Source organism: Fructilactobacillus sp. X7R9C1, from assembly GCF_059901005.1.
Window position 1 is genome coordinate 120,823 of sequence record NZ_JBWXVG010000001.1, and the last position, 21,830, is coordinate 142,652.

General features: G+C 36.6%; 20 protein-coding genes and 1 riboswitch. Of the genes, 19 read left to right on the plus strand and 1 reads right to left on the minus strand.

Annotated features, from left to right (window positions below):
• The first annotated feature begins 42 nt into the window (after positions 1 to 42).
• The 5 genes from dnaG to pepT are packed head-to-tail and all read left to right on the plus strand — an operon-like array spanning position 43 to position 5,966.
• A complete protein-coding gene (gene dnaG / locus AC6UD0_RS00635; RefSeq protein WP_500707808.1) occupies positions 43 to 1,863 on the plus strand; it encodes a DNA primase in 1,821 nt (606 codons plus the stop codon).
• A 26-nt stretch (positions 1,864 to 1,889) separates the two neighbouring features.
• Positions 1,890 to 3,155, plus strand: a complete 1,266-nt coding sequence (rpoD, locus tag AC6UD0_RS00640) for an RNA polymerase sigma factor RpoD (protein ID WP_500693798.1) — start codon at positions 1,890 to 1,892, stop codon at positions 3,153 to 3,155.
• 57 nt (positions 3,156 to 3,212) lie between these two features.
• Positions 3,213 to 3,917 carry a tRNA (adenine(22)-N(1))-methyltransferase gene (locus AC6UD0_RS00645; RefSeq protein ID WP_500707809.1) on the plus strand — a complete coding sequence of 235 codons (705 nt, stop codon included), beginning with the start codon at positions 3,213 to 3,215 and terminating at the stop codon, positions 3,915 to 3,917.
• The gene (locus tag AC6UD0_RS00650) at positions 3,904 to 4,716 is read left to right on the plus strand and encodes a Nif3-like dinuclear metal center hexameric protein (protein WP_500707811.1); all 813 of its coding nucleotides are present in this window, start codon (positions 3,904 to 3,906) and stop codon (positions 4,714 to 4,716) included. The genes AC6UD0_RS00645 and AC6UD0_RS00650 overlap by 14 nt, the downstream gene beginning before the upstream one ends.
• An 11-nt stretch (positions 4,717 to 4,727) precedes the next feature.
• The gene (gene pepT, locus AC6UD0_RS00655; protein WP_500707812.1) at positions 4,728 to 5,966 is read left to right on the plus strand and encodes a peptidase T; all 1,239 of its coding nucleotides are present in this window, start codon (positions 4,728 to 4,730) and stop codon (positions 5,964 to 5,966) included.
• Positions 5,967 to 6,011: 45 nt separating this feature from the next.
• Here the strand turns inward: pepT and AC6UD0_RS00660 are convergent, their stop codons facing one another.
• Positions 6,012 to 6,188, minus strand: a complete 177-nt coding sequence (locus tag AC6UD0_RS00660) for a YjzD family protein (protein WP_500693794.1) — start codon at positions 6,186 to 6,188, stop codon at positions 6,012 to 6,014.
• A 126-nt stretch (positions 6,189 to 6,314) separates the two neighbouring features.
• On the opposite strand from AC6UD0_RS00660, the gene dnaE reads away from it, so the two are divergent.
• The 14 genes from dnaE (at position 6,315) to rpsA (ending at position 21,787) form a co-directional block, all read left to right on the plus strand.
• Positions 6,315 to 9,665, plus strand: coding sequence for a DNA polymerase III subunit alpha (gene dnaE, locus AC6UD0_RS00665; protein ID WP_500707814.1), 3,351 nt, complete (start codon positions 6,315 to 6,317; stop codon positions 9,663 to 9,665).
• A 115-nt stretch (positions 9,666 to 9,780) separates the two neighbouring features.
• Entirely contained in the window at positions 9,781 to 11,541 is a 1,761-nt protein-coding gene (gene pyk / locus AC6UD0_RS00670) for a pyruvate kinase (protein WP_500695614.1), read from the plus strand.
• 90 nt (positions 11,542 to 11,631) lie between these two features.
• Positions 11,632 to 12,501, plus strand: coding sequence for a CvfB family protein (locus AC6UD0_RS00675; protein WP_500693791.1), 870 nt, complete (start codon positions 11,632 to 11,634; stop codon positions 12,499 to 12,501).
• A 6-nt stretch (positions 12,502 to 12,507) separates the two neighbouring features.
• Positions 12,508 to 13,395 carry a site-specific tyrosine recombinase XerD gene (gene xerD, locus AC6UD0_RS00680; RefSeq protein WP_500707816.1) on the plus strand — a complete coding sequence of 296 codons (888 nt, stop codon included), beginning with the start codon at positions 12,508 to 12,510 and terminating at the stop codon, positions 13,393 to 13,395.
• Between the two features lie 42 nt (positions 13,396 to 13,437).
• Complete coding sequence (locus tag AC6UD0_RS00685; RefSeq protein ID WP_500695617.1) at positions 13,438 to 13,818, plus strand: riboflavin biosynthesis protein RibT; 381 nt, start codon at positions 13,438 to 13,440, stop codon at positions 13,816 to 13,818.
• The gene (locus tag AC6UD0_RS00690) at positions 13,787 to 14,509 is read left to right on the plus strand and encodes a segregation and condensation protein A (RefSeq protein ID WP_500707818.1); all 723 of its coding nucleotides are present in this window, start codon (positions 13,787 to 13,789) and stop codon (positions 14,507 to 14,509) included. The genes AC6UD0_RS00685 and AC6UD0_RS00690 overlap by 32 nt, the downstream gene beginning before the upstream one ends.
• Positions 14,509 to 15,081 carry an SMC-Scp complex subunit ScpB gene (scpB, locus tag AC6UD0_RS00695; protein WP_500696661.1) on the plus strand — a complete coding sequence of 191 codons (573 nt, stop codon included), beginning with the start codon at positions 14,509 to 14,511 and terminating at the stop codon, positions 15,079 to 15,081. The genes AC6UD0_RS00690 and scpB overlap by 1 nt, the downstream gene beginning before the upstream one ends.
• Positions 15,074 to 15,799, plus strand: a complete 726-nt coding sequence (locus tag AC6UD0_RS00700; RefSeq protein ID WP_500696663.1) for a pseudouridine synthase — start codon at positions 15,074 to 15,076, stop codon at positions 15,797 to 15,799. The genes scpB and AC6UD0_RS00700 overlap by 8 nt, the downstream gene beginning before the upstream one ends.
• Before the next feature lie 6 nt (positions 15,800 to 15,805).
• Positions 15,806 to 15,926, plus strand: a riboswitch (FMN riboswitch).
• Entirely contained in the window at positions 15,921 to 16,565 is a 645-nt protein-coding gene (locus tag AC6UD0_RS00705) for an ECF transporter S component (protein ID WP_500696664.1), read from the plus strand. Its footprint overlaps the riboswitch before it by 6 nt.
• Complete coding sequence (locus tag AC6UD0_RS00710) at positions 16,562 to 17,644, plus strand: helix-turn-helix domain-containing protein (protein ID WP_500707819.1); 1,083 nt, start codon at positions 16,562 to 16,564, stop codon at positions 17,642 to 17,644. The genes AC6UD0_RS00705 and AC6UD0_RS00710 overlap by 4 nt, the downstream gene beginning before the upstream one ends.
• Positions 17,622 to 19,049, plus strand: coding sequence for a RecQ family ATP-dependent DNA helicase (locus AC6UD0_RS00715; protein WP_500707820.1), 1,428 nt, complete (start codon positions 17,622 to 17,624; stop codon positions 19,047 to 19,049). Before AC6UD0_RS00710 ends, AC6UD0_RS00715 begins: the two co-directional genes overlap by 23 nt.
• A 58-nt stretch (positions 19,050 to 19,107) precedes the next feature.
• Positions 19,108 to 19,770, plus strand: a complete 663-nt coding sequence (locus tag AC6UD0_RS00720; protein ID WP_500707821.1) for a LysM peptidoglycan-binding domain-containing protein — start codon at positions 19,108 to 19,110, stop codon at positions 19,768 to 19,770.
• 30 nt (positions 19,771 to 19,800) lie between these two features.
• Positions 19,801 to 20,502 carry a (d)CMP kinase gene (cmk, locus tag AC6UD0_RS00725; RefSeq protein WP_500699463.1) on the plus strand — a complete coding sequence of 234 codons (702 nt, stop codon included), beginning with the start codon at positions 19,801 to 19,803 and terminating at the stop codon, positions 20,500 to 20,502.
• A gap of 64 nt (positions 20,503 to 20,566) precedes the next feature.
• Entirely contained in the window at positions 20,567 to 21,787 is a 1,221-nt protein-coding gene (gene rpsA / locus AC6UD0_RS00730) for a 30S ribosomal protein S1 (RefSeq protein ID WP_500699464.1), read from the plus strand.
• Positions 21,788 to 21,830 lie beyond the last annotated feature (43 nt).

The window sequence follows — 21,830 nt, forward strand, 5'->3', positions numbered from 1 at the left end:
AATTAATATTAGAATAGATTTCCGAGAAAGGATGGTGATCTCATGGCAAAAATTCCTGAAACGGTAATTGATGATGTCTTAAGTAAGACTAACATTACTGACGTTGTTAGTAAGTATGTCAATCTAAAGAAGTCAGGAAATAATTTATTCGGTTTGTGTCCGTTCCATGAGGAAAGAACACCATCCTTTTCTGTGTCAGAAAGTAAACAGATTTTTCATTGTTTTAGTTGTGGACGCGGTGGAAATGTTTTTAAATTCCTCATGGATTTGCAAGGAATTTCCTTTCCAGAAGCTGTTATTGCTGTGGCAGAAGATGAGGGAATTACTCTTCCTGACTCAGTTCAAAATGATAATAGTAAATCTCCAGTAAATTCAGAAAAGAACAGCCTCATTAATCTTCATGAGGAAGCCAGTAAACTCTATCATCATGTATTGGTTAACACTGAGCTTGGAGTTCCCGCATTAAAATATCTGCATGAACGAAAAATAACGGATGAAATGATTGAAACTTTTAACTTAGGATTTGCCCCTAGCCAAAGACTCTTAAAACCGTTCTTTAAGAACAAAAAAACTGATTTTCAACTTTTACGAAAATCGGGATTGTTTGTTGAAAATTCGAGTGGTGAATTGAATGATCGATTTTCGAATCGGATCATGTATCCTATCAGGGATCCTAATTCTAAGACCATTGGATTTTCCGGTAGAATCTTACATCGAGATCCTGATCTTCCAAAATATTTAAATAGTCCTGAAACTAGCATCTTTAATAAACGAAGGATTATTTATAATCTCGATCTTGCCAAGTCTAGTATTCGAAATGAGCAAAATTTAATTCTGTTTGAGGGTTTTATGGACGTTATTTCTGCTTTTCAGGCCGGGGTTAAAAACGGCGTTGCTTCAATGGGAACGAGTTTGACGAACGAACAAATTTATCAGTTCAATCAGTTAACGAATCAGATATACGTTTGTTATGATGGCGATGAACCTGGACAGAAGGCTACTAAGCGAGCGATTAGCCTTTTAAGTAGTGAAGGTAAGTTTAAAGTTGGCGTGATTCAAATGCCCAACGGGGTTGATCCTGATGAGTATCGACGAAAAAATGGAAATGACAAGTTTAAAGATGCTATCAAAAGTGCTCGAGAAACCACAACTTCCTTTGAATTGCATTTTCTTAAAACGCAGTATGATTTAAGTAATGATGAAGAAAAACTAAATTATGTAGATGAAGCCGTTAATGTGATTGCAAAAATTGACAAACCCGTTGAACGTAGTGTTTATTTAAAACATTTAGCTGATGAGTTTGACTTGGATATCAATGCTTTGTCGGTTCAATGTAAACAAATTCGTTTGACCTTCATCAATAAACAGCAAAGAAAACAAATTCGTAGGTTGAAGACTGACTCATCTCCTGAAGTTTTGAATCGAAATCCAAAGAAGATTACTAAAGTTGAAAGTGCGGAGCGGTTACTTTTGTCACGAATGTTGAATAATCATGATGTTTGGCTAAAGGTGACCGATGATCCTGATTTTAGTTTTGTTCATGATGGGTATCAAACGATTTATTTACTTGCACAACATTATTTTCAGTCGCATGACGAGTACGTTCCTGCTGAATTTAGTGACTTTTTGAAGGAATCTGATTTGCAATCAACTTTCGCTAATATTGAAATGGCTGCTTTATCTAATGAGCCAAGTGAAAAAGAAGTTGACGATTGTGTTAAAATAATAAAGCAGGCTTTAACTGGTGGGGTATCCCTTAAATCAAAGTATCAAGAAATGTTAGATGCAGTTAAACTTGGTGATACTGATAAGGCTGCCCAATTGGGTAAAGAATACCAGGACCTGCAAAAGAAGTATCAATAAGAATACAGTAATGGGAGGCAATTTTTATGGCAGAAAAAGACATTAAGAAAAATGAAGTAAATTCCACAAATAAGACTGCGAAAGCAGCTCCCAAAAAGAGCGGTGCTCCTAAAAATAAGAGCACTAAAAAGACTACTGCAAAGAAAACGACTAAAACTAAGGCAACTAGAGCAAAGAAGACAACGAGTAAAGAAAAATTTGATAAAACTGGATATAAGAAGGTTTTTGACGCCGTTGTAAAGAAGCACAAGAAGGTTGGTCACATCACCTATGGGGTCTTAGAGGAAGAACTCCAGGTTCCATTTAGTTTGAATAAAAAACAAATGAACGAATTGATGGAAAAGGTTGAAGACTCAGGAATAAGTATTGTTGATGAAAGTGGCGAGCCAGATCCCAGAGCTTTAAAAGCAGCTAAAAAAGTTACTCAAAAAGAACTAAAAAATGCTTCCAGTTCAAAGGGAGTTAAAATTAATGATCCGGTCAGAATGTACCTAAAGGAAATTGGTCGAGTTCCATTACTTACCGCTGATCAAGAGGTACAATTAGCTCTCAGAATCGAGCAGGGTGATGAAACAGCTAAACAAGAATTAGCTGAAGCAAACTTGCGATTAGTTGTTTCAATTGCCAAGCGTTACGTTGGCCGTGGCATGCAATTTCTTGATTTGATTCAAGAAGGGAACATGGGTTTAATGAAGGCCGTTGAGAAGTTTGATTACCGTAAAGGATTTAAGTTTTCAACGTACGCTACGTGGTGGATTAGACAAGCAATTACTCGAGCCATTGCGGATCAGGCTCGAACCATTCGAATTCCCGTTCATATGGTTGAAACCATCAATAAACTGATTCGAATTCAGCGTCAATTACTCCAAGACCTTGGCAGAGAACCGTTACCATCTGAGATTGGTGCTGAGATGGATATGCCAACTTCAAAGGTTAGAGAGATCCTTAAGATTGCTCAGGAACCAGTTTCACTTGAAACTCCAATTGGTGAAGAAGATGACTCCCACTTAGGTGACTTTATTGAAGATGAAGATGCCACTAGTCCTGCTGATCATGCTGCTTATGAGCTTTTAAAAGAACAACTTGAAAGTGTCCTAGATACGTTAACTGACCGTGAAGAGAACGTTTTACGACTTAGGTTTGGGTTAGATGATGGAAGAACTCGAACCTTAGAAGAGGTTGGAAAAGTCTTTGGTGTCACTAGAGAACGAATTCGACAGATTGAAGCTAAAGCATTAAGAAAACTGAGACATCCATCACGCAGTAAACAATTAAAAGATTTCTTAGATTAAAGATGTGGCAGAGATCCAACTGGATCGCTGCTTTTTTATTGGATTAGGAGGGAAACGATGACGGCAAAAAAGTTATCGCCACGTTTACAAGCAGTTTCTGATTTAGTTCCTAATGGGGCAACAATAGCTGATATCGGTTCGGATCACGCTTATGTTCCGGCTTATTTGTTAAAACGGAATTTGATTAAGTTTGCGATTGCCGGTGAGGTTGCTCCTGGACCACTGCATAACGCAACATCGGAAATGGAAGAACAACACTTAGGTGATAAAATGGTGACCCGGTTGGGAGATGGACTTAATGTGATTAAATCAAGTGACCACGTGAATGCAATTGTGATTGCTGGGATGGGTGGTGAATTAATCACTCAGATCCTTGAACGTGGCAAAGAGAAACTTTCTAAACAAACGGCCCTAATTCTGCAACCAAACGTTGATGAAATTCGGGTAAGAAGTTGGTTAGTTATAAATCAGTATAAGATTGATATTGAAAACATTGTTTTTGATGCTGGTCATTTTTATGAAATGATCTTGGCAACTCCATCAACGAATCCAGTTAAGTATTCTAATCAGGAACTAAGGTTTGGACCGATTCTTTTAAAACAACAAAAACAAGCATTTCTTGCAAAATGGACTGATCGGATGCGGAAAAATAAGATTGTTTTGGATAATCTGCATAATGCTACTAATCCACCTCTTGAAAAAATTCAACGCATCCAAAAGATTAACGAAGAATTAGAGGAGATTTTAGATGACAACCGTTAATGACTTAATCACTAGATTTGAACGATTCGCACCACTTTCACTTGCTGACCCAAAAGACCCAACTGGATTTCAAATTGGTTCTAAAAAGCGAAGTATTAAAAACGTCATGACCACTTTAGACGTTAGACCTGAAGTGGTTGATGAAGCGATCAACAAGAACGTTGATTTTATTTTTGCCCATCATCCCGTGATGTTTCATCCTGCAAAGAATTTAGATTTAGCTGATCCCCAAAATCAAATGTACGCTAATATTTTGAAACATAATATTACCGTTTATGCGGCTCATACGAATTTGGATAATGCAAATGGTGGAATGAATGACTGGCTAGCAGATGCGATCGGTCTTCAAAATACCGTGGGGTTGGTACCCCATTTGGATACTAATGGTTTTCCTACTAATTATTCGATGGGACGCGTTGGCAACTTGAAACAATCAATGAAAATCATTGATTTAGGTCGACTATGTAAACAAGTGTTTGGAATTAGTGGTTTACGAATAGTAACAAATGATGATCAAGAGCGTGTTAAGCGGATTGCTATCTTAGGTGGAGACGGTGGCAAGTTCTATCGACAAGCGATTGAACAAGGCGTTCAAGTTTATATTACTGGCGATTTGTATTATCATACTTCTCAAGAGATGCTTTCAAGTGGTCTGTCTGCGATTGATCCCGGGCACCATATTGAAAGTATATGTAAAAATAAGTTAGCTGAAATGTTTACGCGCTGGTCTGATGAAAATCGTTGGGATATCAATGTATTTGCATCGCAACTAAACACGGATCCGTTTGAGTTTATATAGGAGGAATAGTTATGGCTGATAGCAAGCAGTTACTGGATCGCTTTTTGAAATATGTGAAGGTGAATACGAGATCTAATCCGAATTCTGACACAATTCCGTCTGATCCTAAAGAAGTTGATTTTTTAAACGAACTTTCTTATGAATTAAAGGATATTGGGATGGAAAACGTACGAACCAATGAAAAAAGTGGTTATGTTTTTGCTGATTTACCAAGTAATGTTAAGCAAAAAGTTCCTAAGATTGGATTTATCTCTCATATAGACACTGCAGACTTTAATTCAGAACACGTCAATCCACAAGTAGTTAAAAATTACGATGGAAAATCGATTATTAAACTTGATAAAGATGGCAAATACCAGCTGGATCCGAGCGTATTCCCAACCCTTAAAAAGTATGCTGGTCAAACTTTAATTACTACCGATGGTTCAACTCTCTTAGGAGCTGACGATAAGGCGGGAGTGGCTGAAATTATGACGGCAATGAAATACTTAGTTGATCATCCCGAAATTAAGCATGGCGATATCGTAGTTGGGTTTGGACCAGATGAGGAGATTGGTACCGGAGCCGATCAATTTGACGTTACTGATTTTGGTGCTGATTTTGCATACACGGTTGATGGTGGTCCACTTGGAGACTTAGAGTACGAAACGTTTAATGCGGCGGCTGCCACAATAAAATTCAACGGAACTGATGTTCATCCTGGTGACGCCTATGGTGTGATGGTAAATGCCTCTCAGCTTGCGATTGATTTTCATAATCAATTACCAAAGGACCAACGACCGGAAAATACCAAAGATCGTCAGGGCTTTTATTATCTGCTTGCGATTGATGGGGTAACTGATCATGCTAAATTAGATTACATTATTCGTGATCATGATAAGAGTAAGTTCAACGAACGCAAGCAATTCATTCAAAACTTAGTTAATAAGTTTAATGATAAATATGGTGATGGGAGAGTTGAACTTGAGATGCATGATGAATATTACAACATGGCGGAAATCATTAAGAAAGATATGACACCCATCAACATTGCTAAGGATGCCATGAATGAAGTTAACATTAAGCCAAATATTTATCCGGTTCGTGGTGGTACTGATGGTTCTAAGATTTCTTTTCTTGGGATCCCAACTCCCAACCTATTTGCTGGACCAGAAAACATGCATGGCCGCTTTGAATATGTGTCGCTTCAAACGATGGAAAAGGCTGTCGATTTAATTATTAAGATTTCAGAGGATGTTGCAAAAGACTAAAAAAATAACCTGCAGGTTCAACCTGCAGGTTATTTTTATTTCTAATTAACGACTAATTAGTTTAATTCCGTTGAAGGCAATAAGGGCAACAACAGCGCCGATTACTCCAACTTGAATCCAATTATAAGGTGCGCCAACCAAGGCTGATCCAATATAACCAATAATTTCGCCATATACAAATCCCCAGAAAGCACCAGTTAAGTTAGCAGCAAACGTCTTCATAATTAACACCTCTCAATACCAGTAGTTTATCACTACAGTAGAAAAAATCAATTACAAACTTCGAATAAAATTTATCGGGTCCATTTGCTATAATGAATATGAAATTAGGAAAGGAGATGACAAATTTTGGGATACAATCCGTTACAAAACATTACATCGTATAGTTTGCTTCAAAGTACCAATACGGTTCCTAAGTTAATTGAAAAAGCTCGTGCGCGTGGTTATCAAAGTGTGGCACTAACTGATCGGAATGTGATGTATGGGTCGGTAGCTTTTTATAATGAGGCAAAAAAGCAGGGTATTAAGCCAATTATTGGTTTAACGGCAGTTTTGGACGGGATGTTTTTTAAAGAAAACAAGTCCGAATTGATTTTGATTGCTAAAGATCAGGATGGGTACAAGAATTTGATGAAAATTTCATCACTTTTGATGAGTAATGAGCAAACTAATGTTATTGAAAAAATCAAGGATAAACTCCACCATCTATTTGTCATTTTTCCAGAGAATAGTGAGTTAAATAAACTGATTGAAGTAGGAAGAATGAGCGAGGTTAAAACCTTAATTGCTAAAGTAAAGAGCGTTAGCGATTCAAATGCAGTAAAAGTTGGAATTAGCTTAAATCGAACTAAGATAATTATAAATGAGCTTAAGAACCTAGGGGTCCAAGCTGATGTTGATTTAGTGGCGCTTAATTCGGTTGAATATCTTGATGCAGATGATTATTTTTCAAATGAAGTTTTAAAGTCGATTGGAACTGGTGACGTGATCAAAAATCCAATGGAAGAACGGCACCAGGTTGGAACAAAATGGTTGAAGGATCGTCATAATATTGAGACTCAGTATCACAATCTAGGGCTTGATCAAGCGGTTTTAAATAACCAGAAAATGGTTGATGAAGTTGACGTAGCGATTCCCAAAGAGCAACCTAAACTACCGACGTTTAAAGCTCCAGATAATCTTTCTTCAATGGACTATTTACGTCAATTATGTGAACTTGGTTTAAAGGAAAGATTGAAGGATGAATCGCATCTTAATCGTAATGAGTATCAGGACCGGTTAGATTCTGAACTAAAAGTTATTAATCGGATGGGATTTGATGATTATTTCTTGATTGTATGGGATGTTTTAAATTTTGCTCATCACCAAGGAATTATAACTGGACCTGGTCGGGGATCTTCAGCGGGATCATTAGTTGCGTACACTTTAAAAATTACCGATGTGGATCCGATTAAGTATAATTTGCTATTTGAACGATTTTTAAACGAAGAACGAGCACAGATGCCGGATATTGATTTAGATATTCCTGATAATCGGCGTGATGATATTTTACAGTATGTTCATCAAAAATATGGAAATGAACATGTTGCTCAAATTGTGACTTTTGGAACGTTAGCTGCCAAACAAGCTCTTCGAGATGTTGGCAGGGTATTTGGGATGACTCCAACTCAAATGGCAAAGTGGTCATCTGCAATTCCAAATCAGCTTCATGAATCCCTGGCTAAGGCCGAATCAGAATCACAGAAATTAAGAAATTTATTAGCTGATAGTAAAACCAATCGGTTGCTATTTGATATTGCTGAAAAACTAGAGGGACTACCACGCCATTTTTCCACTCACGCTGCTGGTTTAATTTTAAGTGAAGATCCCATCGTTGATCGTGCTCCACTTCAATCCGGAAATGATGGATTGTTGATGACCCAGTACTCCAAGTATTATGTTGAAAGCGTGGGGCTCTTAAAGATTGATTTTTTGGGTTTGAGAAACCTCTCTACAATGGCTAACATTTTAGAAATTATTCATTCAAAAGTTGATCGTAATTTTGAAATAACTGACATCAATTTAAATGATCAGGATACTTTGAAGCTTTTTCAATCTGGTAAGACTAATGGGGTTTTTCAATTTGAATCATCTGGGATTCAAAACGTGTTACGTAAATTAAAACCAAATGATTTTGATATGGTGGCAGCCGTGAATGCTTTGTATCGACCCGGTCCCATTAAGAATATTGATATGTTTATTGCCAGAAAGAATGGGACTCAGACGGTTAACTATCCAAATGAAACCATTAAAAACATTTTGGGTTCAACCTTTGGCATTATTGTTTATCAGGAACAGGTTATGCAACTTGCATCGGCAATGGGTGGTTTTACACTGGGACAAGCTGATATTTTGCGCCGTGCGATGAGCAAAAAGCATAAAAAAGAAATGGATAACATGAAGATCCAGTTCATTGATGGCGCTAGTAAAAAAGGATATTCTAAAGACGTTTCAAAAACAACGTTTGACTATATGGAACGATTTGCCGACTATGGATTTAATAAGTCTCACGCAGTTGCATATAGCAAAATGGCGTTTCAGTTGGCCTATTTAAAAGTTCATTTTCCTGGTCCATTTTTTACATCGTTGCTAAATTCGGTGATCGGTAATTCACGTAAGACCAAGAATTACGTTCAAGAAGCCAAAGAATCAGATATTCAAGTTGAGCGTCCAGATATCAATGAGAGTAAAGATGTTTATACTTATCAGGATGGTAAAATCAGGTTTGGACTTCGTACCATCAAAGGATTACGAACCGATTTTATTAAGAATGTTGAGGAAGAACGAAAACAAAATGGTAATTTTCATGATTTACAGGAATTAATCAGTCGAATCGATCCCAGGTTTAAAAAAATTGATCTTTTAAATGCACTTGCTTATTCAGGGGCGCTTGATGGTTTTGGGTATAACCGAAAAGAATTAATTAATGCAATTCCAGAATTTATTAGTTCTACTGAATTAAGTGGAAACTCAATTGAATTAATTCAAGCGTTGGCTCCCAAAATTAAAAGAACTGATGATTTTTCTGATTGGGAGAAACTAAACAAGGAAAATGAGTACCTTGGAACTTATTTAACCGGGCATCCAGTTGGCCACTATACTGATTTACAAGAACAAGTTCATGCTTTAACTACTAATGATATTCATGAGCCCAGTAAAAACGTGAAAATGATTTTGTTTGTATCTCATGTAAAGACGATCCGAACGAAAAAAGGGCAACTTATGGCTTTCATAGATGGTAATGATCAGTTTGGTGATATTGATGTGACCATCTTTCCTAATCTTTACGCTAAAATTAGTGGATGGATAAAAAGTGGAATAGTGGTTTTGGTGTCTGGAAACATTGAGGTTCAACGGGGACTTCAATTAGTGGCAAATTCAATTGAACCAGCTGCTAATGTCGTTCATCAGTCTTTAAAAAAAGTTGATCATCAAAAAAAGCTTTATTTAAAGATTGCGTTAGATCATGATCGAGATTCAATCTATCAGGATTTAATCCGGATAATAAAAAGATATCCTGGTTCAACACCAATTTTGCTTTATCGAGCTTCCGATGATCGAAAGCAACTATTAGATAAAGCATATAACGTGGCCATTAATTCTGATTTAATGCATGATCTACGTGACATTTTAGGAGCGGGAAACGTTGTTACACAATGATAAATTTTGCCTGTGAAACTAACGACAATCCTTATAAAAAGTGATACAATACACTTGAAATCAAATAATGCTTGGTGCACAGATGTGTGCCATGCAAAAAGGAGAGGCTTTACTTATGAAGAGAACAAAGATCGTAAGTACACTTGGTCCTGCAAGTACTGATGTTGATACCATCACTAAGCTTATTGAAGCAGGAGCAAACGTTTTTCGTTTCAATTTTTCACACGGAGACCATGCGGAACATTTAGACCGGATGAATAAAGTAAAAGAAGCGGAAAAGAAAACTGGTAAGGTTGTTGGAATTGTCTTAGATACTAAGGGTGCTGAAATCAGAACCACGGTACAAAAAGACGGAAAGATTGAATACCACACTGGTGATCAATTTAGAATTTCAATGGATGGTAACCTTGAGGGAACTAAAGACAAGATTGCTGTTTCTTACCCAGGCTTGTATGACGACGTTAAAGTTGGCGGACACGTTCTGTTTGATGACGGTCTTTTGGATACCAAGATTGACAAAAAAGATGATGCCAACAAAGAGTTAGTGGTTACTGCCCAAAATAACGGGGTCTTGGGCTCACGTAAGGGTGTTAATGCTCCAGGAGTTTCAATTAACTTACCTGGTATTACTGAAAAAGATACTGATGATATCCTTTTCGGATGTGACCATGGTATTAACTATATCTCTGCTTCATTTGTTAGAAAGCCACAAGATGTCCTAGATATCCGTGCCTTACTTGAAAGCAAGAATATGGAAGACGTTCAAATTTTTCCTAAGATTGAATCACAAGAAGGAATCGACAACTTTAACGAAATCATCAAAGTATCTGATGGTTTGATGGTTGCCAGAGGTGACATGGGAGTTGAAATTCCACCAGAAAATGTCCCAACCGTTCAAAAACATTTAATCAAGATCTGTAATGATTTAGGTAAACCAGTTATCACTGCTACTCAAATGCTTGATTCCATGCAAGAAGAACCAAGACCTACTCGTGCCGAAGTATCTGATGTTGCTAATGCTGTTTATGATGGTACTGATGCAACTATGCTTTCAGGTGAAAGTGCTAACGGTGATTACCCAGTTAAGTCAGTTGCAATGATGAGCAAGATTGATATCGAAGCTGACAAACACTTCTTTGAATTTGGTACTCCACGTCCTAAGTTCGGTACTGGTGACGTCACTGAGTCACTTGGTGAAGCAGTTGCACGGATTGCTAAGGATATGGGAATTCACACAATTGTAGCTGCAACCGGTTCAGGTTACACTGCAAGAATGATTTCAAAATATCATCCAGACGCTGATATTCTTGCTTTAACGTTTAACGATCGTGTTCGTCGTGGCTTGACGGTTAACTATGGTGTTCAACCAATCTTAGTTGATAAACCATCAAATCCAGATGAAATGTTCGAATTGGCTGCTAAAAAGGCAGTTGAAACTGGACTCGCTAAGGAAGGCGACATGATCTTGATTACTTCAGGTGTACCATTAGGTGATCAAGGGACTACTAACACAATTCGTGTTAAGTTGATTGGTACTAAATTAGCTCAAGGTCAAGGTGTTGGTGGTGAAACTGTCATTGGCAAGACAGTAGTTGCTAAAGATGCTAAGGAAGCTAACGATAAAGCCGTTGATGGTGGCGTTCTAGTTGTTAAGGATACAAACAAGGACTACTTACCAGCAATGAAGAAGTCAAGTGCAATCGTGGTTGAAAACGGTGGCTTGACCTCATACGCTGCTGTCGTTGGTATCTCCCTTAACATTCCAGTAATTGTGGGTGCTACTGATGCAGTTGAAAACATCAAAGATGGTCAATTAGTTACTGTTGACGGTCGTCGCGGTGTTGTTTACGCTGGAAACCAATCAAAAGCTAAATAATAATTATTAAGAATGAAGCACTCGATTATTATCGGATGCTTTTTTTATTTGGTATAATATTCATTAAAAGCACTGGGATGGAGAATTAATATGAATGAAGATTTGGGAACCGTAATTACGGGAAAAGTCACTGATGAAAACGATAAGGAGTATTTCATTCAAAATAACGGAATTACCTATTCTTTAAACAAGGGCGAGTTAAAAAAGCCAATTAAATTAGGTGGAAATTTTAAAGGATTTGTCTACGAAAATGAAAAGCATCAAATGAAAATCACGCGAAACGTTCCGGATGTTGGAATTGACAGCTATGCATGGGGAAAAGTGGTTGGAATTAAATTTGGATTGGGAATCTTTGTTGACATCGGTTTACCAGATAAGGATGTTGCTGTTTCTCTTGATGATTTGCCGGATATTAAGTCATTATGGCCAGAAGTTGGTGACCAACTTTTAATTGCTTTAAAAAAGGATAGTAAGAATCGAATCTGGGGTAAATTAGCTGATCCTCAGATATATAAAGCGATTTCCCAACCAGTTAATGATCCAAAATTGAAAAATCGGGATGTTAATGCTTGGGTCATTAACCCTAAACTGATGGGAACGCAAGTAATAACGGATCACTACAATTTAGGGTTCATTGACAAATCAGAAGAGGAAGAACAACCACGACTAGGAGAGAAAGTAAACGCTAGGATTATTGGAATCCGACCTAATAAAACGCTTTATTTATCACTTAGACCACGATCTTATGAAGTGATTGGTGAGGACGCCAAGATGATTCAGACAATTCTTGAGCATAAGCCTAATAATGAATTACCTTATAACGATAAAAGTGACCCTCAAGTAATTAAGGATTACTTTGGAATCAGCAAATCTCAGTTTAAACGAGCCCTGGGGCATTTATTAAAGGCTCATGTTATTTCCGAAACCCCAGATGGAATTAAATTAACTGAAACGAGATGAAAGTAAGTGAATGATCAAATTGAAGATTATCTTCACTATTTACTAGTAGAAAGAGGATTATCTGACAATACCATTAAAAGTTATCGACAAGATTTAAGGGAATTTGAGTTGGATTTAAAAAAAAATCACATCAGTTCGTTTAAAGATGTCGATCAGTATACAATTTTAAATTACATGGAAACAATGAAAAATAGTGGTAAGTCTCGTAATACAATCATTCGATTTGTATCAACGCTTCGTAAATTTTTTCAATATTTAATGGAATTTAAGGTGATTAAAAAGAACCCCATGAACAAGATTGATACTCCTAAAAAGGGCAAGCACTTACCCGATGTTTTATCCGTTAATGAAGTTGATCGATTACTTAAAATGCCGGATGTGAACACCAAGTATGGGGTAAGAGATCGAACCATTTTAGAAGTGATGTATGCTACTGGGCTTCGAGTATCTGAATTGATTAATTTAAAGTTATCTGATCTTCATTTAGAAATGAATCTGATTCAGACCATCGGAAAGGGAGATAAGGAACGAATTGTTCCAATTGGAGAAGTTGCTCAGAATTGGCTATTTAAGTATTTAAATGATAGTCGATTACAGTTACTTAAGCGCCGGACATCTCCGTACGTTTTTTTGAATGCGCATGGTGGACGAATTAGTCGACAAAGCATTTGGGAAAAGATTAAACGTTACGTTAGTTTAGCTGGCATTAAAAAGAACGTTACTCCACATACATTACGACATTCTTTTGCAACGCACATTTTAGAAAATGGAGCCGATCTTAGAACTGTGCAGGAATTACTTGGACATTCTGATATTTCCACGACGCAAATTTACACTCATATTTCCCACGAGCGGTTAAGTCAGGTGTATGATAAATATCATCCAAGAGCATAAAATGAGATGGAGTAATGACAGCAAGTAATTGAGGTGATGTCGATGCTATTCAGGTATCGAAATGATTATGAAAAGATTGTGATGGGGATGTTGTCACTTTCTAAAAGTAACGATAAAACGAAACATCTTGTGGAAGAAATGAATTGGTATCGAAATGCTGACAATCGTGACATTTTTCTTTGGAAGGATCGATTTGGAAATTGGGCTGGAATTGTAGGAGTTGAAACCAACCCGAAAAACGTGGTTGTTAGAAGGATTACCCTTACGCCAGATGCTAACAATATTTTTAATGAATTTCGAATTCTTGATAGTGTTGAAAATGAATATCCCGACAAAAAAATCATGGGAACGTTTAATACGCAAGATGTCATTAGTAAATGGGAGTTAGGTCATGAACAGAGACAATCTACAGATTCACGTTAATGACTTTGATGGTCCACTAGAGCTTTTACTGCATCTAATCAAACAAGCAAAGATGGATATTTATGATATTGACATTAAGGATATTACTGAGCAATATTTTAAATATTTAAATAAAATGAAACGTTTAAATTTTGATATTGCTGGTGATTTCTTTGTAATGGCGGCTAATTTGATGCGAATTAAATCTAAAATGTTGTTAGCTAAAGAAACTGATGATGAATTAGGTGATGATCCACGAGACGATCTGGTTGATCAGTTGGTTGAATATAATCGGTATAAAAAAGCGTCGAAAAAGTTGCAAAAAAAAGAAGTAGAACGAAATCATTATCATTCTAGGATTCGTTCTTTTAATAAGTCAGAGATTGCAATTGGTGAAAATGAGTTTGAAATTAGCTTGTTGGAACAAGCATGGAATAAGATCATTAAACGACATCAGTTAACTTCTAAACCGCCAGTTCAACAAGTTTCAGAATGGAATTTTAGTGTTAATGAGCAAAGTGAAGTAATTATGAGACGAATAAATGGAGCTAGTAGTCATGAAATCTATTTTTCCAAGTTATTTGAGGCCAATTCTCCTTTAGAAGAATTAGTGACCGATTTTTTGGCACTTTTGGAAATGGTTAAACATCATCGTATTATGGTTGTGCAAACCAGTAATGACGGAGAAATCTTATTAAGGAAATCTAATTAATGAATTTAATGGCAGAAATTGAAGCTCTTTTGTATGTTTCGGGAGAGTCTGGAATGACAATTGAACGGTTGAAAAAATTAACTTCCGCAAATGATTCCACCATTCGGAGCTGTATTGCTTCGTTGAGTGAGCGTTATTCAAGTGATCGATTTGGCATCTGCATTTTACAAAATGGTGACATTATCCATATGACAACTAAAAAGGATTATTCAAAAGTAATTCAAAAGTTTGTTAAATCCGATGAAGAGCTGTTAACGCAGTCGGCACTTGAGACGCTTACGATTATTGCGTATAAACAGCCAATAACGCGCGTTGAGGTTGATGAAGTGAGGGGCGTAAATAGTTTGATTTCAATTAGAAATCTTTTGGCACAAAATTTAATTACCATCAAGGGTGAGCGTGATGAACCAGGCAAACCTAAGCTATATGTTACTACCGACCTTTTTTTAAACGCTTTTAACCTTAAAAGCATTAATGATTTACCAGCTTTAGACGCAGAAAGAGATCCAAAAGATTATGGTCAGATGTTTGATGATAAAATGAAACCATTGGAGGATCAGCGAAATGAGTGAAAGATTACAAAAAGTTATGGCGCATGATGGGGTGGCTTCGAGACGAAAGTCTGAGGAACTTATTAGTACTGGACATGTGAAGGTTAATGGTAAGATTGTTAATCAGTTAGGGATAAAAGTTGAACCCACTGACAAGATTGAGGTGGATGGAACATCGTTAAGAAAAGAAGATCTAGTATATTTTGCCCTGTATAAGCCACGTGGGGTAATTTCTTCTGTGAGGGATGAAAGGGATCGAAAGACCGTTTTGAACTTTTTTAAAAAGGTTCCTGAACGAATATACCCGGTTGGACGATTAGATTATGATACGAGTGGGATAATTATTTTAACTAACGACGGAACGCTTGATTTCCAGTTAACTCATCCTAAATATGAAGTAAAAAAGACGTACTTAGTTAAGGTGATTGGGAAACTCGATCACAATGAGTTGAATAAAATTCGAAAGGGTGTTTTAATTAATGGCAAGTATAAGAGTGCACCCGCGGAAGTTGAGGTGATTTATAAGGCTGGTAATTCAAAGAATAATTCGGTGCTACGTTTGACGATTCACGAGGGTAAGAATCATGAAGTTAAAGATATGCTGAAAGCAGTTGGTCATCCTGTTGAAAAATTAAAACGGGAAGAGTTTGCTGGGATCGGTTTAGAAAACTTACAACCTGGTGAGTTTCGTAGGCTCCGAAAAAGAGAAATACGAGATTTGTATGCTTTAACTAAATAATTAATAAAACGTCTTCAAGGTCGGGTGAAATTCCCAATCGGTGGTTACAGCCCACTACCCAATGAAAATTGGTTGAGATGGTGAAATCCCATTGCCGACAGTAAAGTCTGGTATAAAGAAGATGAGTTTTTTTATGGCGCAATTTACCCTAATTGACTTTGAAGAACGTTTAATTGGAGGAATTGTGATGATAGCTAAAAACGACCGAATTAAAAGAATTACTATAACTGCCGTGATTGGTGCGATCTCATTTTTGTTAATGTTGATTTCATTTCCAATCATCCCATACATGAGTTATTTGAAATTGGATTTTTCGGATATTCCAATTTTGATTTGTTTGTTATTATTGGGACCGGGTGCAGCCATTGAAGCTGTGATACTTAAACTATTTATTTACTGGATGGTGATGGGTTTTTCACCACTTGAGTTAATTGGGTTGACCACCTCTCTTTTAGCCTCATTAACAATGATTTTGGTGTTTTACTTTTTGAGAAAATATTTATTTAAAAGTCACTGGATTGACTTTTTGATTGTTTTGGTTGAAACGCTGGCGTTAACAATTGTCATGAGTATTACCAATTTGTTCATTAGTACTCCACTGTATGTGAAACTAACAAATTTAAAGTTAGATTTTTCGCTTGCCAAAACGATTCTTTACGGAGTAGTTCCCTTTAACTTAATCAAGGGTATTGTGATTGGACTAATTTTTGTGATTATTGCAAAACAAATGCAGAAATGGATTAATAAGCGATCTTATCAAAAATGATTAATAATACAAATGAAGCTCTTGGTCTTTTCGTTTTTAGTGCAACCCAAAAACGAAGGGCTCGATTAATTGAAAACTTACTGTTAGGCAAGAAAACGGTAGCCACCTTATACTGGGCGATGAGATATGGTCTTTTAGACCTTCTTGGAGTTGGACGATATTTTAATAAAAACGAATTAGATGTTAAGTCTCTGATTAGTGCGAACTTGCTGGAAGAAGTTGAACATGGTCAGTTTAAATTAACGTCTGAAGGAGAAAAAGAAAGAGCAGAATTAATTAAAATGATTGATGATTCTAATCTTTCTTTTTCATTACATACTTTTCAAAGAATTGATTTAGTTAGTTTTAAGCAACGATTGCAGTTGTTTGTTCAGATTATATCAGAGCATGTCCATAACGTTAGACACTATTATCCAGTCAATGTTGATGGAGTTAATAAAGATTTTATTAAAAAATATTATCGACTGATTGATCGCAAGCAAGTTGGCACAGATTTAAAGAAAGAGTTGAAACGATTTTTATCCTTACTCGATCTAAATGACGCTGATTTATTTGCTCAAGGATTAGTTGGATTTAGTACTAATGGATTCACAATCCAGCAGATTGCGCATAATTTAAACCAATCGTTAGTCAAAAGTTATATTGCTGATTTTATCAATTATGCAAAATTGGCGAACTTTGTTGAGCAAAGTGATCAATCTGTAATGGTTCCATTACTTAATGGTCTTTTCAAAAATCCAATTTCTGGTAGTGCTAAAAGGACTTTTGATGAATATGAACGATTGGGTAATATAAAAAAGGTTGAACAACTGCGAAATCTACGAGAGTCAACTGTCCTAGAACATCTTCTGGAAGTTGCAATTTACGTTGATTATGACAAGTTTCCTTATCGAAATTTCATTTCCCTTCAAATGGAAAGAAAAGTTAGGCGTATTCTACTTGGAACGGACGTTGATGACTGGGACTATCATCAATTACCAACTGACGTTTTAGAGCAGTTTAGTTTTTTTCAATTTAGATTACTTGAAATCAAACAGACAAAACAGGGAATTAATAATGAACAAGATGAAACTTGCTAAACAAATATTAAAAAACAAGTTTGGCTTTAGTGATTTTAAGCCTGGTCAAGATAAGACCATTTCTGCACTATTAAATGGCGCAAATGTTCTTTCAGTCATGCCAACTGGGGCAGGTAAATCATTAATATACCAGTTATATGGGTATTTAGTTAAGCGTCCGGTTGTGATTGTTTCGCCACTTATTTCTCTTATGGAAGATCAGGTTGGTCGAATGAACTTTATGGGAGAAAAGCGGGTGTGTGCTTTAAATTCAATGAACGATTGGTCGAAGCGACACCGGCTATTGAATCATCTTGATCAGTTTCGTTATATTTTTGTTTCTCCAGAACTATTATCTAATTCTGATGTGCTTAACCGAGTTAAGCAATTGAAAATTGGCTTATTGGTGATTGATGAAGCACATTGTATCTCTAAGTGGGGGCTTGATTTTCGTCCTGATTACCTGTCATTAAGACAGGTGATTCGTACGTTAGGACATCCGCAAACACTAATGCTAACGGCAACTGCTTCAAAGAAAGTTCAAAGAGATATCATTAATTATTTGAAGTTAACTGACGTTCAAGAAATAATTGAAAATGTGGATCGGCCTAACATTTTCCTTGCGGTTCATAAAAGTTCAAGTGAAAAAGATAAGCAAGCCTATCTTTTTAATTTAATTGAAAAACTCAAGTATCCGGGTATAATTTATTTCTCTAGTCGAGATAAGGCTTCAAAAGTTGCTTTGAAACTTAGAGAACAAACTGATATCAAAGTGGCAGCTTATCATGCCGGTCTTAGTAACGATGATCGGTATCGGATTCAGCATCAATTTATGGATAATGAGCTTCAGGTTATCTGTGCAACCAGCGCCTTTGGAATGGGGATTGACAAATCAGACATCCGATTTGTAGTCCATTACCATATGCCGACTGATATGGAAAGTTATGTTCAAGAAATTGGTAGAGCTGGAAGAGATGGTAAACAGAGTATCGCTGTGTTACTTTACTCTAATGGTGATGAACAAATTGCACAGAGCTTAATTGTTAGGTCCATTCCTAATGATCAACAGATTGATAATTTCTTTTCAAATCCCAAAGCTAAAATGAGTGAGCAGAATAAGAGACTCCTTCAGTTCTATTTAAATCATGGGTATGGTAATGATGACGTCAAACAGATTTTTTCTGAGGTCACCCTTAAAAAGGATCAAAGTTTAAAGCAAGTTGTCCGGTACATTAATCATACTGGCTGTCGGCGAAAACTTCTGCTTTCTTTATTTGATGTGAACTTTGATGACCACACTGATGATTGTTGTGACTTTGGAAGTGAAAAGTTTGATTTAATGAGTCTTGGTTTGTTAAAAAACGTTAATAGTGAAAAGTCCAATTTAACTGGTACTTGGTATGAGATTTTGGACAAACTTTTTTAATAATAATTAGGCGCAAAAAATGATATAATCACCATAGAAGTTTTGGAGGGATGTATTTATGAGGGACGACAAACATAAAGATAACAAAAAAAATGATCCATGGGATGATTCATTTTCAGATGACACCGATCCAGATGGAAATCTTTCAAGGACAGAGTACCGTAAGCACCACCGTAGTAATTCATTAGTCGTGATTATGCTGGTTTCTGTTATTGTAATTATTGCCCTTGTTGCACTTGTTTTTGGGCTTTCTAAGGAACGTGCGGTTGGAAATGGGAGTACCAGTGAAAAGACTCAGAGTAGTAAGGTGCACCACGAAAAACCCAAAAAGAATAAAGATCAGAAATCAAAGAAACCGAAAGCAAACTCAAGTAGTGTTCAAAGTGAGGATACTACAAATGATAATACTGTTTCATCTGGTGCTGGATCTGAAGAGGCTTCATCTTCATCCGTTCAAAACGAAATGGGAAGTAACCAAAGTAGTACGACTCCAAGTAGTGATTCATCGTCTACTGCTAATAACTCGCAGCAACAAAAACCAGCCCAAACAACGAATGGCACTGATAATGCTGGTAGTAATGATTACGTTAAGGTTCAAAAGGGTCAGGGAGTTTATCGCGTAGCTACTAATGCGGGTATTAGTATGCAACAGTTATTAAAATTAAATGGACTTAGTTCATCCAGCCAGATTCATCCAGGACAAAGTTTAAGGGTTAAATAATTACAAATAAATGATAAGGATTGATTACATTTGGGTAAGAACGGCTTACAAGTTGCAATCGATGGGCCTGCTTCAGCAGGTAAAAGCACGGTAGCTAAACTAGTTGCAAAAAAATTTCATTACATATATTGTGATACCGGTGCAATGTATCGATCAATTACGTTAAAAGCAATTAGACTAGGATTGGATTTAAATGATGAGAAGACCCTTCTTGATCTTTTAAAAAAAACCACGATTACTTTTGAACCGGGTGATCCAGTTCAAAAGGTCTTTGTTGACGGTAAAGAAGTTACGAATGATATTCGTAATCCTCAGGTAACTAGCAATGTTTCAGCAGTTTCAGCACTTGGATCAATTCGTTTCGAATTAGTTAAAAGACAACAGGATTTGGCAAAAGATGGTGGAATCGTTATGGATGGTAGAGACATTGGCACGACGGTTCTACCAAAGGCAGATGTAAAGGTCTTTTTAATTGCCAGTGTTACGGAGCGAGCTGAGCGGAGATATAAAGAGGATCAAGCAAAGGGAATTTCGGTTAGTCTCAATAAACTTAAAAAAGATATTGAGGAACGGGATTATAAGGATTCCCATCGAAAGATATCCCCATTAAAAAAAGCATCTGATGCTTTTGAAATTGATACCACTTCAATGTCGATTGATGACGTGGTTGCGGCAATTTCGCAATTAATCGAAAATAAAATTCAACAACTTTCAAATAATAAAGCCGATTAACTGGTATTTTATTTCCAACTAAGATAAAATAGCAATTAGAGTTGTTGCAAGGAGGAAATGTTTGATGAGTGAAAACGATACTAATGCAAACAAAGATTTATTAGCCGCTCTCGATAATATTAAGCAGGTAAACGTTGGTGATGTTGTTAATGGTGAAATTTTGGCCATTGATGATGACCAGCAATTAGTCGTGGGAATCGAAGGCGCTGGTGTTGAAGGAGTTATTCCAAGGAAAGAAATTTCCGCACAAAGGGAAGATAACCCAACTTCAAACTACAAAGTTGGAGACAAAGTTAAGGTTGTTGTTGTATCTCGAATTGGTGATGATAAGGAAGGTGGAAGTTACCTTCTTTCAATCAGAAGACTTGAGGCTCTCAAGGTTTGGGATGACATCAAGGAAAAAGCTGATAAGGGTGACACCATCAAAGTTACTGTTACTCGTGCGGTAAAAGGTGGTTTAGTGGTAAATGCTGACGGAGTTCGTGGATTTATTCCAGCTTCCATGATTACTGATCACTTTGTTGATGATTTAAATCAATTTAAAGGTCAAGAACTCGAAGTTAAGATTATTGAAGTTGTCCCTGAAGAGAATCGTTTGATTTTATCACATAGAGCGATTGCTGAAGCAGAACGTAAAGAAGCTCGTGATAGAATTATGAGCACACTAAAACCCGGAGATGTTGTTGAAGGGAAAGTTGCTCGTTTGACTAACTTTGGTGCCTTTGTCGATCTTGGTGGGATTGATGGACTTGTTCACGTTTCAGAAATTTCTTATGAACATGTTAACAAACCAAGTGATGTTTTGAAGGTTGGCGAAGAGGTTAAGGTTAAAGTTCTTTCAGTTGATCCTGATCGTAATCGTATTTCATTATCAATTAAACAAACTCAACCAGGTCCTTGGAGTGACATTGAAGAAAAAGCTCCTAAGGGAAGTGTCCTTGATGGAAAAGTTAAGCGCTTAGTTGATTTTGGTGCTTTTGTTGAAGTTTTCCCTGGTGTTGAAGGATTAGTTCACATTTCACAAATTTCACATAAGCATATTGACAAGCCGAGTGATGTTTTGAAGTCTGGCGAAGACGTTAAAGTTAAAGTCCTTGACGTTCAACCTGAAGAACATCGATTAGCATTGTCAATGAAAGCTCTCGAAAAAGACCCCAGAGATGATCAAAAAACTCCAAAGAAAAATGTGAGTGATAATTCAACTAATAATGCTCCTGAAGAAGAGAATGGTTTTACGTTAGGTGACATTGTTGGAAATGAATTAAATGATGATGACAATGAGTAATTAGAAAATTATCCTTCATATTTATGAAGGATTTTTTTTATTC

What these genes read in the sequence shown, in the direction of transcription:
- AC6UD0_RS00700 (WP_500696663.1), top strand. Translation starts at nt 15,074, where the DNA reads ATGAGTGAAAGATTACAAAAAGTTATGGCGCATGATGGGGTGGCTTCG.
- scpB (WP_500696661.1), top strand. Translation starts at nt 14,509, where the DNA reads ATGAATTTAATGGCAGAAATTGAAGCTCTTTTGTATGTTTCGGGAGAG.
- rpsA (WP_500699464.1), top strand. Translation starts at nt 20,567, where the DNA reads ATGAGTGAAAACGATACTAATGCAAACAAAGATTTATTAGCCGCTCTC.
- AC6UD0_RS00715 (WP_500707820.1), top strand. Translation starts at nt 17,622, where the DNA reads ATGAACAAGATGAAACTTGCTAAACAAATATTAAAAAACAAGTTTGGC.
- AC6UD0_RS00660 (WP_500693794.1), bottom strand. Translation starts at nt 6,188, where the DNA reads ATGAAGACGTTTGCTGCTAACTTAACTGGTGCTTTCTGGGGATTTGTA.
- rpoD (WP_500693798.1), top strand. Translation starts at nt 1,890, where the DNA reads ATGGCAGAAAAAGACATTAAGAAAAATGAAGTAAATTCCACAAATAAG.
- AC6UD0_RS00720 (WP_500707821.1), top strand. Translation starts at nt 19,108, where the DNA reads ATGAGGGACGACAAACATAAAGATAACAAAAAAAATGATCCATGGGAT.
- AC6UD0_RS00650 (WP_500707811.1), top strand. Translation starts at nt 3,904, where the DNA reads ATGACAACCGTTAATGACTTAATCACTAGATTTGAACGATTCGCACCA.
- AC6UD0_RS00705 (WP_500696664.1), top strand. Translation starts at nt 15,921, where the DNA reads ATGAGTTTTTTTATGGCGCAATTTACCCTAATTGACTTTGAAGAACGT.
- AC6UD0_RS00685 (WP_500695617.1), top strand. Translation starts at nt 13,438, where the DNA reads ATGCTATTCAGGTATCGAAATGATTATGAAAAGATTGTGATGGGGATG.
- pepT (WP_500707812.1), top strand. Translation starts at nt 4,728, where the DNA reads ATGGCTGATAGCAAGCAGTTACTGGATCGCTTTTTGAAATATGTGAAG.
- pyk (WP_500695614.1), top strand. Translation starts at nt 9,781, where the DNA reads ATGAAGAGAACAAAGATCGTAAGTACACTTGGTCCTGCAAGTACTGAT.
- AC6UD0_RS00710 (WP_500707819.1), top strand. Translation starts at nt 16,562, where the DNA reads ATGATTAATAATACAAATGAAGCTCTTGGTCTTTTCGTTTTTAGTGCA.
- AC6UD0_RS00675 (WP_500693791.1), top strand. Translation starts at nt 11,632, where the DNA reads ATGAATGAAGATTTGGGAACCGTAATTACGGGAAAAGTCACTGATGAA.
- AC6UD0_RS00645 (WP_500707809.1), top strand. Translation starts at nt 3,213, where the DNA reads ATGACGGCAAAAAAGTTATCGCCACGTTTACAAGCAGTTTCTGATTTA.
- dnaG (WP_500707808.1), top strand. Translation starts at nt 43, where the DNA reads ATGGCAAAAATTCCTGAAACGGTAATTGATGATGTCTTAAGTAAGACT.
- AC6UD0_RS00690 (WP_500707818.1), top strand. Translation starts at nt 13,787, where the DNA reads ATGAACAGAGACAATCTACAGATTCACGTTAATGACTTTGATGGTCCA.